This is a genomic window from Psychrobacter sp. PAMC 21119 (genome assembly GCF_000247495.1).
Taxonomy (GTDB): Bacteria; Pseudomonadota; Gammaproteobacteria; order Pseudomonadales; family Moraxellaceae; genus Psychrobacter; species Psychrobacter glaciei.
The window spans coordinates 139,579-156,322 of the sequence record NZ_AHVZ01000011.1; the positions used below are offsets into that span (position 1 = coordinate 139,579).

10 protein-coding genes are annotated in these 16,744 nt (G+C 43.6%); 6 read left to right on the forward strand and 4 right to left on the reverse strand.

The features are described from left to right. Positions 1-312: 312 nt before the first annotated feature. Positions 313-1,212, reverse strand: coding sequence for a CBS domain-containing protein (locus RH96_RS04505; RefSeq protein ID WP_026037131.1), 900 nt, complete (start codon positions 1,210-1,212; stop codon positions 313-315). A 322-nt stretch (positions 1,213-1,534) separates the two neighbouring features. On the opposite strand from RH96_RS04505, the gene RH96_RS04510 reads away from it, so the two are divergent. After that, positions 1,535-2,869, forward strand: coding sequence for a DUF4105 domain-containing protein (locus RH96_RS04510; RefSeq protein WP_010197823.1), 1,335 nt, complete (start codon positions 1,535-1,537; stop codon positions 2,867-2,869). Between the two features lie 7 nt (positions 2,870-2,876). Here RH96_RS04510 and RH96_RS04515 read toward each other — a convergent pair whose 3' ends face one another. Further along, positions 2,877-3,473, reverse strand: coding sequence for a YcgN family cysteine cluster protein (locus RH96_RS04515; protein ID WP_010197824.1), 597 nt, complete (start codon positions 3,471-3,473; stop codon positions 2,877-2,879). Between the two features lie 161 nt (positions 3,474-3,634). On the opposite strand from RH96_RS04515, the gene RH96_RS04520 reads away from it, so the two are divergent. The 5 genes from RH96_RS04520 (at position 3,635) to mutY (ending at position 11,670) form a co-directional block, all read left to right on the forward strand. Next, positions 3,635-4,372, forward strand: coding sequence for a dienelactone hydrolase family protein (locus tag RH96_RS04520; protein ID WP_010197825.1), 738 nt, complete (start codon positions 3,635-3,637; stop codon positions 4,370-4,372). Positions 4,373-4,544: 172 nt separating this feature from the next. Continuing rightward, the gene (locus tag RH96_RS04525; protein ID WP_010197826.1) at positions 4,545-7,691 is read left to right on the forward strand and encodes a DUF2339 domain-containing protein; all 3,147 of its coding nucleotides are present in this window, start codon (positions 4,545-4,547) and stop codon (positions 7,689-7,691) included. 131 nt (positions 7,692-7,822) lie between these two features. Further along, positions 7,823-8,779 carry a ribosome biogenesis GTPase YlqF gene (ylqF, locus tag RH96_RS04530; RefSeq protein WP_010197827.1) on the forward strand — a complete coding sequence of 319 codons (957 nt, stop codon included), beginning with the start codon at positions 7,823-7,825 and terminating at the stop codon, positions 8,777-8,779. A gap of 137 nt (positions 8,780-8,916) precedes the next feature. After that, positions 8,917-10,320, forward strand: coding sequence for a hypothetical protein (locus tag RH96_RS04535; RefSeq protein ID WP_010197829.1), 1,404 nt, complete (start codon positions 8,917-8,919; stop codon positions 10,318-10,320). 81 nt (positions 10,321-10,401) lie between these two features. After that, entirely contained in the window at positions 10,402-11,670 is a 1,269-nt protein-coding gene (gene mutY, locus RH96_RS04540) for an A/G-specific adenine glycosylase (protein WP_010197835.1), read from the forward strand. 134 nt (positions 11,671-11,804) lie between these two features. Here mutY and RH96_RS04545 read toward each other — a convergent pair whose 3' ends face one another. Next, complete coding sequence (locus tag RH96_RS04545; protein ID WP_010197837.1) at positions 11,805-12,707, reverse strand: acyl-CoA thioesterase; 903 nt, start codon at positions 12,705-12,707, stop codon at positions 11,805-11,807. 387 nt (positions 12,708-13,094) lie between these two features. Continuing rightward, positions 13,095-15,983, reverse strand: a complete 2,889-nt coding sequence (gene rapA, locus RH96_RS04550; protein WP_010197841.1) for an RNA polymerase-associated protein RapA — start codon at positions 15,981-15,983, stop codon at positions 13,095-13,097. Positions 15,984-16,744: the final 761 nt, after the last annotated feature.

A 16,744-nucleotide genomic window follows, 5' to 3' on the forward strand; every position in this document is an offset into this window, starting at 1 on the left:
GCTGATATAAATTTTTTGTAGCTTCTATCTGCACAGGCACAGCAAGCAAGAAAAACTGATACCAGCAGTGCGTGATGTATCGATATTACTTTTCACTGACTATATAAGATTGGTATAAATACAGCGTCTAAAAATCAAACCCGCCCATGATACCAGTCTGCACCAACCAATGGGTAAATTTGCGTAGTAAAAAAAGTGACTGCTAAAAGTGGCTATTGAAAGTGACAGACAGACAGACAGACAGCAAAAAACACGATCGCAATCGTGTTTTTCTTATATTTCTCGATAAGCTTTTAGATGACTAACACCAGATCAATGACTGCCTATCAAAACTTGCTGATTAACATCCGTTTTGGTCAACTCTAGATTCTGGATAAAACGTCCTTCCACATCGGTAATGGTAATTTGCCAGTCGTCTATCATTACGCTCTCGCCTTCTAGGTCACCTACATAACCCAGCGCCTGCATGACCAGACCGCCCATGGTATCGACATCGGTATCATCAAAACGACTGCCAAGCTCATCATTGCAGTCTTCAATGACCGTCGATGCTTGCACGCGCCAAGTATTTGGTTTGTCGGGATCAGCGATGATATTATTGATATCACTGTCTTCATCGAAGTCATCATGCTCATCGACGATGTCACCGACGATTTCCTCGAGCAAATCTTCCATAGTAACCACACCGCCAAAGTTACCGAACTCATCGACCACAATCGCCATATGTACTTGGGTACGCTGTAGTGAGCGCAACAAGGTATCAGAACGCGCAGTCTCACTAATATAAAGTGGCTGACGTACCAAATCTTTTAGACGCTTGCTATCGATTTTATCTTCTTGGTCACGCACCATATGGACGAGAATAGGAATCAAATCCTTGGCCAATAAGATACCAATGACCGCATCATCATCTTGACTGTCAAAGACGGGATAGCGCGAATGGGTGGTTTCAAGGATGATATCCATCACTTCAGCAAGGCTGGTGCTTTCGTGGATACCAATCACTTGCGGGCGCGGCGTCATGATCTCGCGCACTTGTGTCGCAGGCAGATCGAGCACGCCCTCTAGCATGTCCACAGTATCAGGCTCTAAGAACTGGCGCGAATCCTGTACCAAACGAATCAGTTCATCACGGGTTTCGGGGGCGGTCGATAGCCAGCGTTTTAAGCCGCGCATCGACCAACTACTCGGGCTGGGAGTGTCGTCAGACATGGTGGTGTGATTTAACCTCTTTAGTTAATGGTAATTAATATCGTAAAAACATTAATATCGTAAAAACATTAATATCGTAAAAACATTAATATCGTAAAAACATTAATATCGTAAAAACATTAATATCGTAAAAATGTAGATGGGGATTAAAGTACTAAATAAAACCAGTCGTTTATGATTAATAAATACATAGACCAGTTTAAATTAGCTTCACTTTATCGCAAGGCTCAAAGACATTCAACGACAAATTCACTCAAATTGTACTGTCAGTGTGTTATAAACTTTGCTATGGTCAAAGCCTTTACTCATCAAAAAAAATCCTATGTCGCTACGTTCCCTTTTTTCTCGCTTACTCTCGATTGGTTCGGACAGCTCTGCGGCAAACAGTCGTCTTGCAAATCATGACTTAGAGAAGGCATCATCAGACAGTAAGCCGCCAAAACATAAGTGGCGACATCGTCTTGTGCGGTTTTTTATCGCCGTCACACTGCTGCTATCAGCAGTCTGGCTACTACTGGCGATTTGGTATCAGTTTGGCGCGCGCTCAGCTATAACGTGGCTGGCAACTATCGTCATTATTGGCGTGCTTAGCGCTTTGTTTTTTATGCGTTATTGGACAATTGATGCTAAGCAAGCACCTCAGAATATAACGGCGGACAGACAAGCTAGCGGAAAAAAAACCACGACTCAGCAAACAAAGATCAAATGGCTAATCGGACTATACGCGGCGATTTGGTGCTTAGGTGTTGGTTGGTTTATGTCTATTGAACCCCAGCAACAACGCGAGTGGATGCCAGAAGTCAGCCAAAAAATCACTTATGAGCGTGACCCGAACAATCCCGATTTGATTACGCTCATCAATGTCCGCAACTTTGATTGGCATACCGAAGACGACGCGACGGCACGCTGGGAGACGCGGACGATTGATATGTCAAAATTGTCTGGCGTCGATGTGGCTAACTCTTATTGGATGGGGCCACTGATTGCCCATACTTTGGTGAGCTTTCGTTTTGAAGATGATAGACCGCTCGCTTTCTCGTTTGAGATTCGCAAAGAACAAGGCGAGTCTTTTTCGGCACTCGCAGGATTTTTTAAACGTTATGAGCTGAGCCTGATTGCGGCCGAAGAGCGCGATATTATCTATACGCGGACGAATAAACGCGGTGAGCAAGTTTATCTATTACCAGTTAGCCATTTGCAGCAACGCGAGGTCAAATCATTATTTGAGTCTTATCTAACCGCTGCCGATGAGCTAAATGCTAAGCCTGCGTGGTATAACACCTTGACCAGTAACTGTACCAATATTATCTTTTATATGGCGCGTCTGGTCAGCGGTGATCGTCTGCCGTGGGATTACCGAATTTGGGTCTCAGGCTGGCTACCAAACTATCTCTATGACGTCGGCATGCTCGATACCAACTCCCAATTAAATGAAGAACAGCAAGGCGAGCAAAACTGGTCGATGGAAACTTGGTACGAGCGCACCCATATTAATCCAAAAGTTCGTGGGTTTGACAATCAATCTAATCTAGAATCAGGTATGAACAGTCGCGAATTTTCTACGCAAATTCGCCAAGGCATTCCTATTCCGCCCTTGGCTGATTCGCAAGCAAGCGCTGAGGCACAAGCCCAATCTGCGGCTCAAGCGTCTAACTAATTATAGATTAAGGCTTGACCCAATTCACCACACGCGTTTCCATCTCTTCATCAGACATACCAATCTCCGACACACAGCGACCTGCTACGCCCACATTGACAGCGCGCATTTTCTGCTGAGTCTCTACTGCATTTTGGGTCAGTAACAGATGCCAACTCGGCAGGCTTTGTCCTTTATACAAGCGCTTGTAAGCACAGTGCGATGGTAGCCACATCATCTGCGGCAAATTCTCCATGGTCAGCTGAATACAATCGGGAACATGTTCTTGGCGCGTGTCATAGTGCTGACAATAGCCCGTCGCACAGTCCATCAGCTGGCAGGTGACATCGGTGTATTCGACCAACTCCTCGTCCACATCGCCATTCTCATCTTCATCGATATACTTAATCAAACAGCAACTGCCGCAGCCATCGCACAACGCCTCCCATTCGCTATGGTTTAACTCTGCCAGCGTAAAGCGTTCCCAAAATCGTGGGCGTAATGTCTCAGACGCTTCATCCGATTCGCTGTCAGGAAACAAGCTCACGATTGGGTCTGATTTCAGCGGCTGAACAGCATCAGCGTTTAAATTGGCAGCAGATTGATTTAACAAGTTGATAGTCATAGCATTGTAGTCGATTTTTTATAAAGAGACATTTTGATAAAGAGCGTTACAGTATTATAGCTGTTTTTACTGGATATGGGCGTTAAGGTAGTACAAGTCAGAAAAACGAACCCTCACAACGACGAATAAATAAAACTTACAACATAAAAAAGGACAATAATATGTCAATTAAGACTTTTGAATTAATCAGTACTACCGAAAATGGTGTGGAACTTATCAGCTATGTAGCACTACCGGAAAACGCTTCAGATGACAAACCAGTCGCAGGTATCTTAGTCGCACCAGAATGGTGGGGCGTGGTCGAACATCCAAAATCAGTGGTCGAGCGTTTGGCAGCTGCAGGTTATGCAGCAGTTGCTATGGATGTCTATGGCGAAGGCAAACTAACTACCGATGCAGCACAAGCTAACATGTGGATGGAGCAAGTACTGGCTGATCAAGACATGCTAATGGCACGCTGCCGTTTGATACTCAATGATTTCAGTGATCAACTGGCAGTCGATGGCGATAATTTAGCGGCAATCGGTTACTGCTTCGGTGGTAAAGTCGTCCTCGATATGGCACGTAACGGTATGCCACTAAAAGCAGTGGCAACCTTCCATGGCAACCCATCAGCGAAACAACCAGCAGACAAAAACTTCAAAGCCAAAGTATTAGTCGCTCATGGTCGTGATGACTCGATGGTATCCATGGAGGCAATCGAAGGTCTAAAATCAGAGCTAGATGCAGCAGACGTTGACTACACTATCGATGTCTATGACAATGCTAAGCACGGATTTACCAACCCACATGCCGATGAGCGCGCTGCTAAAAATGAAGTAGATCTTGGCTATAACGAAGCCGCTGCCAAGCAAAGCTGGGAAAACATGCTTGAGTTTATGAAAGCCAATTTAGCATAAGAAATATTTTGGTATAAAGATCATCAAAAAGGGCAGCTTAACTATTAAGCTGCCCTTTTATTTTGAGTCTCGTTTTATCCACTGTCTCTTAGATGAGTAATCAGACCAGTCTTGTACTTCTTAGCAAATCAGGTCATTATCACTTTACTATAAGCTGGATTGAGTGACGAGGATGTTATATCTATTAGTGACCCAGTTGGGGTGGCTGGCTTTTACAGTTTTATTGATTATGGTTGTCGCGTTATACACTAGAATAACTCGAAAAATCGAGCATTTGCGCCGTGATGTGATAAAGCTGCAAGAAGAGCTTGAGCAGCAAAAAGACCATAGTATGGCATCTTCATTGACTCGTTCGGCTGATGAAAGCGTTTATGCGCACGAGACTTCTCATGAAGACAGCACACCTAAGGATACAAGTTTTGCTTCACAAAATTTTTCTACCGATAGTACACCACCTCCATCGCCGCCCCCACTTCCCATGGTTACTGCAAGTCTCATCACACAGGCAACCCCAAACGTATCTGATAATAAACCTATAAATAGTTACGCCTCAATAACCACAAAAAACAACACAATGGCAGCGAAACCAAGCGCACCGATAGAGCCTGATGAACGCTCATTACCTATCGTTACTTCATTGATTCATTCAATCAAAAACTGGTTTTTTGGTGGTAATTTGGTCGTGCGTGTTGGCGTATTGGTATTACTAGTAGGTGTGGTGCTACTGCTACGCTTGCTGAGCGAGTATATAGAGATTTCGATTACTGCAAAGCTCATGACTATCGGCATCGCAGGACTGGGATTGGCAGGACTGGGGTTAAAGCTAACGGCGAAACGTTTCTCCTATGGTATTACTTTGCAAGGCGCGGGCTTAGCGATTGCTTATTTGAGCACCTTCTTTGCCTATAGCGTTTATCAGATTATGCCAAGTTTACCGAGCTTTATCGGGCTTGGATTATTATCCGCCATTACCATTGCCCTCGCCGTACGTCAAAACGCTTTTCCTCTGGCTTTGTTGGCCTTATCGGGCGGTTTTTTTGCGCCTATTTTGACTGGTAACGATACCGGCAGCTTAGTGACATTGTTCAGCTACTACCTATTATTAAACGTCACGATTGCGATTATCGCGCATTACCGCCCTTGGAAAATACTCAACCTATTCGGTGTGGTCGTGACATTTGGGCTGGCTTACTACTGGGGAATGAGTGGGGATTTGAGCGCTGTCATTGAAACGCAGCGTTGGTCATTGATGGTATTGGTTACCTTACATTTACTGCTTTACTTGTTTGTCGTCATTCGCTACGCACAGCAAATCATCGCCTATAACATTCTTAATGAAGAAAATTCCTCTCATACAGATAATGCAAACAATGCAGATAACGTGGGCAAAATCCATTCAAAAAATAACGGCTATGTATTTCCCATTGATACGGGCTTACTGTTTTCAGTACCGATATTGGCATTTGGCTTATTTGCTGCCTTATTAGATGACATTCCTAACGCTTTAACCATTACTAGCGCAGTTTTAGCAGTCATTTATTTGGGACTTGGCTGGGTGTTTGTCCAGCGCAGTCAGCGTTATGCTTTAATTACCGAGGGCATGTTGGCATTAGGCTTTGGCTTTTTGGCGTTGGTCATTCCGCTGGCATTCGATGCTGAATGGATTGCTTTTGGCTGGTCAGTACAAGGATTGGCATTGGTGTGGTTCGGACGACGCTCACTACGCGCATGGTCAGTGCTATTTGGTTTACTATTGCAGCTAATCAGTATAGGCATGTTGATGATAAAGGTGGTCTTCGCCGTTCAAGACTACCAAACATTGGCCTTAACCATTTCGGCTATGGCTTATCTAACCACTGTGTTTATTTTACGCGCTAGCAACTCGCCGGCTATTTTAAACGTCGGCTTAGATAGCGAATTAAATAGCAACTTAAATAGCAACTTAGCGCACTCTCAAGAACAAACCACCACGTCAGATTCGATAGTAACCTACGCCAATGCACTGGGTATTAGCACCCAAGCCGCGCAGCAATGGCTAACCTCAATCAATAGCCAAAGTAAAGTCTTCAACCTCGTGTGGCGCAGTCCTCTATTAATACGGCTTTTAACTTTTACTGCTATGGCTTGGCTGCTACAAGTATTGCTGCTCGATTTTAATCAATGGTTTACCAGTTGGCAGTTAGCAACGACGACTTTGATTGCAATCGCAGCACTGATCAGCTTAAGTACTTACTGGGTCATCAATCGTTATCGCTCGTGGGCAGAGATCAGACAGTTTAGTCACGGCTTATTAGTGGTGTTTTATCTAATGCTTGTCCTACAGCTACCGCAAAAATTCGAATTCCATTTAGCATGGCAAACAGCAGATTGGTTGTTATTTACTGGCCTAATCATTGGTGGGTTGGTCATCGGACAGTTGTGGTTAAAGACGTGGTACGAGCATGCAGAATTGTCACGCTACGACGGCGCGAGTTGGTTGGGCGCTGGAATTTTAGTCATCGCTGCCGCTGCTCATTATGGACTCGCAGATTCCGCTGGGGTGATGGCTATCTTGATTCCAGCCATTTTGATATTAGCAGGATTATGGTTCAGCTATCGTGATTCCGGTTATCGTCAGCAAAACACGCAAACGCATGAGGTGTTAAATCAAGGTTCGCTGTACTGGTTTGATTGGCAACAAGCGCTATTAAGCTGCGCTGCTATCTTCGCATCTATCGCCTTATTTTGGGTCGTCATTACCAACTGGTCTTACGATGGCGTGATCTGGGGACTGCCCTACTTCCCACTGCTAAATTTATACGACATTACCTCATGGCTCGCGCTATTCGTTGGTTGTAGTCTATATTACATGAGCCAACATCGCTACGACGAGGGGCGCATTGCATCAAATACCGATGTCAAATCCAAGCGTATATTCACCACTGATACTTTACTAACTGTGTTGGGGCTTATCAGTTTTTGGTTGATATCTAGCATGTTAGTCAGGACGCTACACGCCTTTATCGCTACACCGCTATGGAGCAGTGCTCAGGGCGGCGCATGGCAAAGCGAGCAAGTACAGACGGGGCTAACCATTTTATGGACGCTGTTGGCATTAGTCGCCACCATCATCGCCAGTCGCTACTGGCAGCGCGCGCTTTGGTTTATGGGCATCGGGCTACTGGGTATCGTTGTGCTTAAATTGGTATTAGTCGATTTGTCACAAACTGAGGCGATTTGGCGAGTGATATCCTTCCTTGGTGCAGGTAGCTTGATACTGTTAATTGGTTATCTTGCCCCATTACCACCCGCGCACGAGGAAACAGAAAACCAAAATTAGGCGTAATGACAAATCTGGTTAAGTGAAATTGTGCCGTGAGCAATGTGGTTCTGTAGTAAACTGGACACCATTAGAAAGTAAACGTTGATTGTTTTACTTTTAGCATTGTTTATAAAAGGTTATGAAAGCAGATGGATAAGAGAGTAAGTATTCAGTGGTTCCCTGGGCATATGAACAAAGCCCGTAACGAAATCAAAGAAATCATGCCGCAGATGGATTTGGTCATCGAGGTCATCGATGCGCGTATCCCTTATAGTAGTGAAAACCCAATGGTTGCGGCATTGCGCGGCGAAAAACCTGTCATCAAAATCCTGAACAAAGCCGACCTTGCTGATCCAGAATTGACCCAAGCGTGGATGGAATATCTTGAGCAGCAAAGCGGTGTCAAAGCCATTGCTTGCGATACCGAGAAAGCCAACGATGTGAAACGTATCATCGCCATCTGTAAACAACTCGTGCCCAATAAAGTCGGCACGGGTCGTCAGATTAAAGCCATGATTATGGGTATACCAAACGTTGGTAAATCCACTTTGATTAATACCTTAGCGGGACGCGCTGTCGCAAAGACAGGTGACGAGCCAGCCGTGACCAAATCGCAGCAGCTGATTAAGCTGGACGACGACATCATGCTCTATGATACCCCCGGAATGCTATGGCCAAAAGTCGAAAACGAACACTCTGGCTATCGTTTGGCAGCGACTGGTGGTATTCGTGATACGGCTTTTGACTTCGCTGATGTGGCCAGTTACACCGCTGAGTACTTGATGCATGCCTATCCTGAACTGCTAAAAACCCGCTATAAAATTGAAGAATTACCTAAGACAGATTGGGAGTTTTTTGAAGTGGCGGGACGTAATCGCGGCTGTGTACGTTCGGGTAATAAAGTCGATACGTACCGCATGTCTGAGATTCTCGTGAATGAATTACGTAGCGCTAAAATTGGGCGCATTACGTTAGAAACGCCAGAAATGACCGAGGCTGAAGAACTCGTGGTCGCTGAACAAAGACTCGCTACAGAAGAAAAAAGAATTGCTAAAGAAGAAGAGAAGCGTTTGCGTCGTTTGAAAACTCGAAAGAATCGGAAGTAGATTGAGAAGTAGTTAATTCTATTTTTCAATTATAGTTAGAATCTTATATGATACATAACCTAGCACACGAGCATGTTTTAGAGTTCATAAGATAAAATTTAGATAATAGTCAACAGTAATTATATTCAGAGCAAATTATGAGAGATTCCTTAGTAGCGATTGCAGATGAGGTGAAGCATCTAACAGATTCAGATATCGAAGAGTTGTATCAGCGATATCTGAATGGTGAAAAAAATTCTGCTTTGATAGCTGACTATGAAATCGATATTAACCCTAATAAACTAATTAAAGTACTACCTCCCCAGCAGCTACTTGATACTGTGTGCCCATACTGTCAAATCCCAATGTATGTAAAGCGTAAAAGTAAGAGCCACAGTTCTTGGAAGAACAATCCTATCGAATGTTATAAATGTACCCATAAAATTTTTGCTAGTAGCAATAGCTATTACCAAGAATACTGCGAATGCAGCAAATGTTTAGATTTAAAAAGACAGAAAGCTACTGATGATGTAAATAAAAAAAGAGAAGTTATTGCAGAATCACACTGCTTGCAAAAATTCTCTCCCATAGATTATGAGTGTTTAAACTTTACTGAAAAACTAATATTACTAACTTTATTTAGAATCCAGACCGATGAAGACTTTGGTCATATCCTATCTTTAGCTGATCCATTAAGAATAAGACTATTTACACCATCTAGTTCTATGGATGAAGATTATATCAACAGACTATATCGTTCAAATATCTTGTTGATAGACCCCCTTTCTTCAGTTGATGCTTTTCCAGATGAAAACCCAGCTAAAAGCTATTATCCAAGAAAAGTCCAATGGATAGTTAATGTGTCTCTTGATGGTGAAAATCGCAATCAATTAAGTGAAATTTACAATAAGATTTATTTTGATCTAAAAAATGATATTACGCCAGAATGGGAAGATGAACTATTTGAGCTTCTCCTGAAAATTAGTGTTGAAGAAGTATTACAGTATTTGTATATAAAAACTGAAGAACTAAACGTAACTTTCGTTGCTGAGAAGAAAACCAGAGAGATAACAGAACAGTTATTAATAGATTTCTCAGTAAGCGAAATCTATTATTTCGTAAAAAAGGCAGTTGAAGATGCTCATATTTTCTATACTAAAGGATTTGCAAGTAGTAGAAAACATGCAGGGAATATCATTCCTGGAAAAATGTTGTCTTTAGGTGAAAGAGCATTAAAAGAAAACTGGGAAACTTATCAATATAATCGCGATTCAAGGGCTCCTCGTTCCTATTTAAGTCAGATGGTTTTTGACTTCCTTTTGAATGGCGAGGATGCTGGGTTTAATAAAGCTGAGGATGCTGGGTTTAATAAAGCTATAGGTAAGTACTGGGAACAAGAAATTTCTCCTAAATATTTTTCTACTAATGAGAGTAACAAAGAAAATAGTTTATATTGCATAAACTGTAACTCTAAAAACGTTCAAATTAACATGAATGACTCTAAGCTGTCGCTTGACTGCAAAGACTGTGGATTTAAAAAAGGTTATACGTCTGAGGACTAGAGATAACTTATTTTTAGCTTTATTATTTTACTTATTTATATAAGTTATAATAACTTATATAAATCATACTAATATTCCTTTATGACTAAGATAGCTGCTAACTCAGAGATAAATCTCGAAGATAAACCTTCCAACTATATTGAAACAGAGCTAAACTCCTTCGCCCCACGTCTACTCGATTGGTTTGCCGAAAATGGTCGCCATGATCTGCCTTGGCAACAGCATCAAACCGATACGCCAAATCCTTATATCGTTTGGTTATCCGAAGTGATGCTTCAGCAAACACAAGTGACCACAGTACTGCCCTACTTTGCACGCTTTATGGAGTCATTTCCGACCGTGCAGGATTTGGCCACAGCAGAATGGGATACCGTAGCAGAGCATTGGGCAGGACTTGGCTATTATGCACGCGCACGTAATTTGCATAAAGGCGCGAAGCAATTGGTCGAAGTCATTGATAAAACGGGCGAGTTTCCGCAGACGCTAGCAGGTTGGGAAGCAATATCTGGCGTTGGCCCGTCTACCGCTGGCGCGATTATGGCAATGGGCTTACATCATTATGGCGTCATCTGCGATGGCAACGTTAAACGAGTAATCACACGTTGGGCAGCGATTGACGGCGATATTACCAAGTCAGCCACGACCAAAGATCTATGGGCATTAGCGGAACGTTTAACCCCTAGGGAAAACTCAGGATTATTTGCGCAAGCGATAATGGATATGGGCGCAACGTTGTGTACTCGTAGCAAACCTGCTTGTCTTTTATGTCCGTTAAAAGATGACTGCCTAGCCCATGCGCAAGGGCGCGAGACGGATTATCCAGTCAAAGCAAAAAAACAGCCTAAACCTAGCAAGTTTAGCAATGCACTGCTGATTAAAAATTCTGATGGCAATATATTGTGGCTACAACGTCCTGACAACGGCATTTGGGGCGGACTGTGGAGTTTGCCATTGCAGTTTGTTGAAAAAATTGACGGTAAAATAAGTGGCAAAACAACTGCTAAAAATTCAGAAGCCAGTGAGGATACACCATTAAAAGTTGCTAGCAATGAAAAAATTTATGAAACAGAATTTACCACTGCTGAGCAAATTATTAACGAGTGGTTAGATAAGCATAAATTGGCAGCAAAAGCAGTCAGTAAAAATTTATTAGATGATACCTCTATTAAGCATTCGCTGACCCATTTCCATTGGTATTTGACACCACATTCAGTGACTTTAAATGCTAAGCAAACTGCCGAAATAACCGAAGCCTTACAAGCAGCAGAGATTAATATTCATTGGTTAAATGCTGATGATGCGCAGGCAACGCTTGGATTGCCACGAGCGATGGTTAAGATTTTAGAATAATCATATAAGCTATATCTCCATTCCAATCATGCTCAGACCAACTGATTAAAGAACCACCTCATACACCATAAAAAAAGCGACTCATCATAAATAGTGAGTCGCTTTTTATTTAATGCTCATAAATACACAATAAGCTAAGACTTTGGCACTCGCAAGCGCATCAATCCTTCCTGCTGCACAGTGGCAACCAGCTTACCATCTTGCCAGAACTGCCCATGGTTTAAACCTTTGGCATTAGACGTGGTATCACTCCACATGTCGTACAATAGCCAATTATTTAAATCAAAATTGCGATGAAAATGCATCGAATGATCGATACTGGCCGCTTGTAAGCCGCTGGTCATAAAGCTGACACCGTGCGACATCAGGCCGGTTCCCACCAGATAAAAATCAGAAGAGAATGCCAATAGTGCTTGCTGGATAGCAATGGGCTGCTTACCCAGTTCACGAATGCGCAACCAGTTCGCCTGTTTAGGTTTCATCGGCTCTGGATGAATCGGATCGCGCGGTTTGACTGGCTTAATCTCAACATGACGACGACGCATAAAACGGGCTTTGAGCGCGTCTGGCACTTTACCGACATATTCTTCTTTTAAATCCTGCTCGGCGAGCAAATCTTCAGGCGGCGGATAAACTGGCATATCTTCTTGATACTCCAAGCCCTCTTCCATCGGTGAAAATGAAGCAATCATCGAAAATATCACTTGCTCAACTGGTGGCTTGCCACGCACTTCTTTATATTGAATCGCGGTTACTTCACGCGCAGACAGACTACGACCGTCACGTAAGCGGCGCACTTGATAAATGACGGGCTGAGTGATATCCCCACCGCGTAAAAAATACCCATGCAGTGAGTGACAGGGTTTGTCTTTATCTAGTGTATGCGCCGCTGCCATGATGGCTTGGGCAAGGACTTGTCCACCAAAAATACGACTGCCGACATAATCGTGGCTTTTACCCTCAAAGACATCAGGGGTAACCTCGATAAGCGCCACCGTAGTCAGCAGCTCATCAATCAGTTGCGAATAATCGGACATGACGATATGTTTCCTTATTTTTATCAAAAACGCTAAGCATCTAAAAATGAGCATCTAAAAACATGCATCCAACGATATCAATATGATATCGCGCAAGATCCTTTGCGGTTGAATGTAAAATAATATGAAATCACTTGCTGAAAATACACAAGAGAGATTTTAGAACAAAAAATACCGATGAAGTATCGCGATGATTAAACATTCATTATTCGGCAAGAAGGTCAACATCTTACCCAAAATTGCGAGCTTTGACTAGATAATGGCGATGTATCCACCAGTATCCTTCTAACGCACTAACTTAGCGACTAAAGCACATAATATCAATTATGATAAATGAACAAAAAAACGAGACGATTAAACACCTCGTTTTTATATCAGACTTTTAACTTATGGTTTTACTGCCACTAGCACGCGGATAGAATCTGGCACTAGCGATAAATTACTCAAGGCTTGCTCGCCTTGGGCTTTTAGTTGCTCAAGACGCTCAATCTCTGCAGGACGGACGTTAGGATTGATGGTTTGTAGGTGCTTTAAGCGTTTGATTTCACGTGACCACTGTTGGCTAAAGCGGGCGCTCGCCTGCTCACCGATCTCAGCAAGCTGCTGGCGGGCAATGTCTTCGGCTTCATAATAACGCTGCTCAATCACATCGCCACGTACTTTAATCACTTGGCGGGCACGGTTTTTATCCAGACGCTCAATATGCGGCATGATCATATCGGCACTGATACGGGCGGATAAATCACTGCCTTGCTCACTGATAAACACACGGATATTTTGTGTCGTCAATGTCGCTGGCAAATTGAGCAATCTCGGCGCAATCGCTTCGACGCGGAAATTCACTTCGAGCAGTACCATACCTTGTGGCACAGCAGAACTTTTTAGCATCGCAACCGTGGTATTACCAAAGGTGCTGGTACTCGCCAGCTCATAGATAGCGCGCATCAATGGATGCTCATGAGTGATGAATTCGATATCTTCGCGCTGTAGTGCTTGCTCACGCTCAAAGGTCAAGGTCATACCGTCTTCATCACCAAGTGGCAAGCCATCGATATAATCACTAATCTCGGTGCTATCAATCGGGGCAATCACCCACGAGCCATCGCGCTGGATATTATGATCAATATTGGCTGAGGCAAAAAAGCGCTCGATAAACTGCGGCAATAGATTATGACCATCAAAATCACGCATGGCGTCCGCGATACGACCAGCGACACGGGGACGGCACGAGTTATATTCTAATAGGCGATCACGACCCGCTTGTAGCTGCGCCTCTAGCCCCAATCGCGTCTGTTGTGCTTCTTCAATAATACTTTGTAGAATTGTACGATTAGCATCGGTATCCGCGCCTTCAAGCATCGGCTTAAGCTCTTGGATATACTGCTCTTGCACGCTCTGCGCGGTCGGTGAAATCTGATTAAACATATTCAGCGCATCGTGATACCAATGATACAATCGCTCTTGCGCTGTGCCCTGTACATAAGGCACGTGCAGCATAATTTGTTGTGTTTGCCCGATACGATCTAAGCGACCGATACGCTGCTCCAAAGTATCTGGATTGGCGGGTAAATCCCATAGTATCAGCTGGCTGGCAAACTGGAAATTACGACCTTCCGAGCCAATCTCCGAGCACAATAGTATCTGTGCGCCTTCACTATCGGCAAAGAATGCCGCTGCTTGGTCACGCTCAAGCAATGTCATCTGCTCAGTAAAGATAGCCGTCTTAATGCCTGCATGCAGACGTAATACCGCCTCCAAGCTCTCAACGGTCGCGCCACTACGGGCAATCAGTAATACTTTTTTGTGCTTAAGCTCACCGCGCAAAATCTCGATCAACCATGGCACACGTGGATCGTCTTCTAGCCAGCCACCATCAGGTTGATTTTCTTCGCCCCATAGCTGTTCGCGCAATTTGCCATTGGTTTGATAGCTGTCTATCCATGCAGCAGGTAATGCCAGTGGATACGGCTGGCTGCTACGCCCATAAAACCCTTTGACACTCTCACGAGTATTACGGAATAAAATACGGCCTGTACCATGACGATCTAATAGCTCATTGAGCGCATGTGTGCGCAATTTTTCATCATCATTAATCGTTGCCAACTCATTCATGCTGATGTCTAGCAAACTGCTTAACGCGGTAATTTGACTGTCGCTCAAAGGCTTATCTTCAATTAACACACCAGCGACAGCAGCCGTTTCAGCAAAGGCTTCTTGACCATCGATAAATTCATCCAAATCATCAAAACGATCTGGATCGAGCAAACGCAAACGAGCAAAGTGACTTTGTGCCCCAAGCTGTTCAGGCGTCGCTGTCAGTAGCATAACCCCTGGCGTCTCTTCGGCAAAGTCAGCAATCAAGTCATATTTATCGTTGCCGCCTTGCACCTCGTCCCAATGCAGATGATGCGCCTCATCGACCACCAATAAATCAAACCCTGCATCCATCGCTTGATCATACAAGTCAGGATGGTCGAGCAATAGATCCATACCAGCAATGATACATTGCTCAGTCGCAAAGACATTTTGTTCAGGATCGTGTTCTTTAATGGCTGCCGCACGTACCAAATCAAACAGCGCAAAATTTAAGTTAAAGCGACGACGCAGCTCAATCATCCACTGATATTGTAGACTGTCTGGCACTAGGATAAGCACACGCTCAGCTTTGCCCGTTAACAACTGCTGATGAATAATCAAACCCGCTTCGATGGTTTTGCCCAGACCCACTTCGTCAGCGAGCAACACACGCGGTGCAATACGTTTTCCAACTTCGTGAGCGATATAGAGCTGATGCTCAATGATATCGACACGTGCGCCCATCATGCCTTTGAGTGGATGACCAGCCAGCGCCGATTGCATACGCAAGATATCTTGACGCAGCTCGTACCAATCACCGCGCTCAATACGACCAGCTAGCAGACGCTCAAGCGGCTTAGCCAAAGTGATATTGGCAGCGAGACGAGTTTCCATGATGCCGCGCTCGTGTTCATCGACACCGTATTTGAGCACGCCCATCACTTCATCAACCGCATTGACCAGATAGCACTTGCCGTCTTGGTCATAAATGCTATCGCCAACTTTGAACACCACGCGTGATAATGGCGCGGAGTTTTTCGCATAGACGCGCGTCTCTTCACTTTGCGGAAATAAAATATGTACACATCGGTCGTCTACATCGATGACCACACCTAAGCCCAACTCGGACTCCGTATCAGATAAATAACGTTGACCAACGGCGAATTCGGTGCTGTGCAATGAAGCGATAGAGATAGTCATAAGGCGATGTCTTTTTGTACTCAGATGATAAGAAAATAGGTAGATAGCAATGGTGGCTAGTAATGCTGGCAAAGGTTACTCACTCACGCCGCTACCCGTCAAAAAACGTCAGTGCAAAGCAGCCACATAAATCAAGCCAACGTTTTGGCCGAACCATTATATAACGTTAGCGGCTAGATGAGTGCGTTAAGTTGACTTTTCAAGAGCAGATTCATGCAAGATTACTTCAATGCCAAGCATAAGTTGGTCATATAAAATAATAAGATAACGACTCGTAAGTAAAGAAAAAATATTGTCATTATAAAATTGCTTCTGTATTGTTAACAAATGCAATAGAACATCTCCCTTTTCTTACCTGAACGACCTAAATTGTCCAAACGCTCACTTAAACATACCAATTAACTAGGGCGTGTCATCAATTAGCACATTGATACATTTAGTGGTCTTAAAATGGCTAAATTTTGCCAAACATCGTCAGAAATCTTGTCAATATGTTCATATTTACGGCAATTTCTTCCTTGTTTGGCTGCAATTTTCCTCATTTTAAGCCTAACAACCTAAATGATGACACGCCCTAGCCAATATCTGTGATTGATTATCTTTCAGGATTTATGGGCAAAGTATGGTCTTTTATAGTCCTTTAAGTTATAAGAGCATCAATACTTAAGTCGGTTAAGTTATAAGATTAAAGTAGTACTTTTAATTTTTTGCCATTATGTACAGACTATTTTAACTAATATTACGCATTACCACCTGATCGA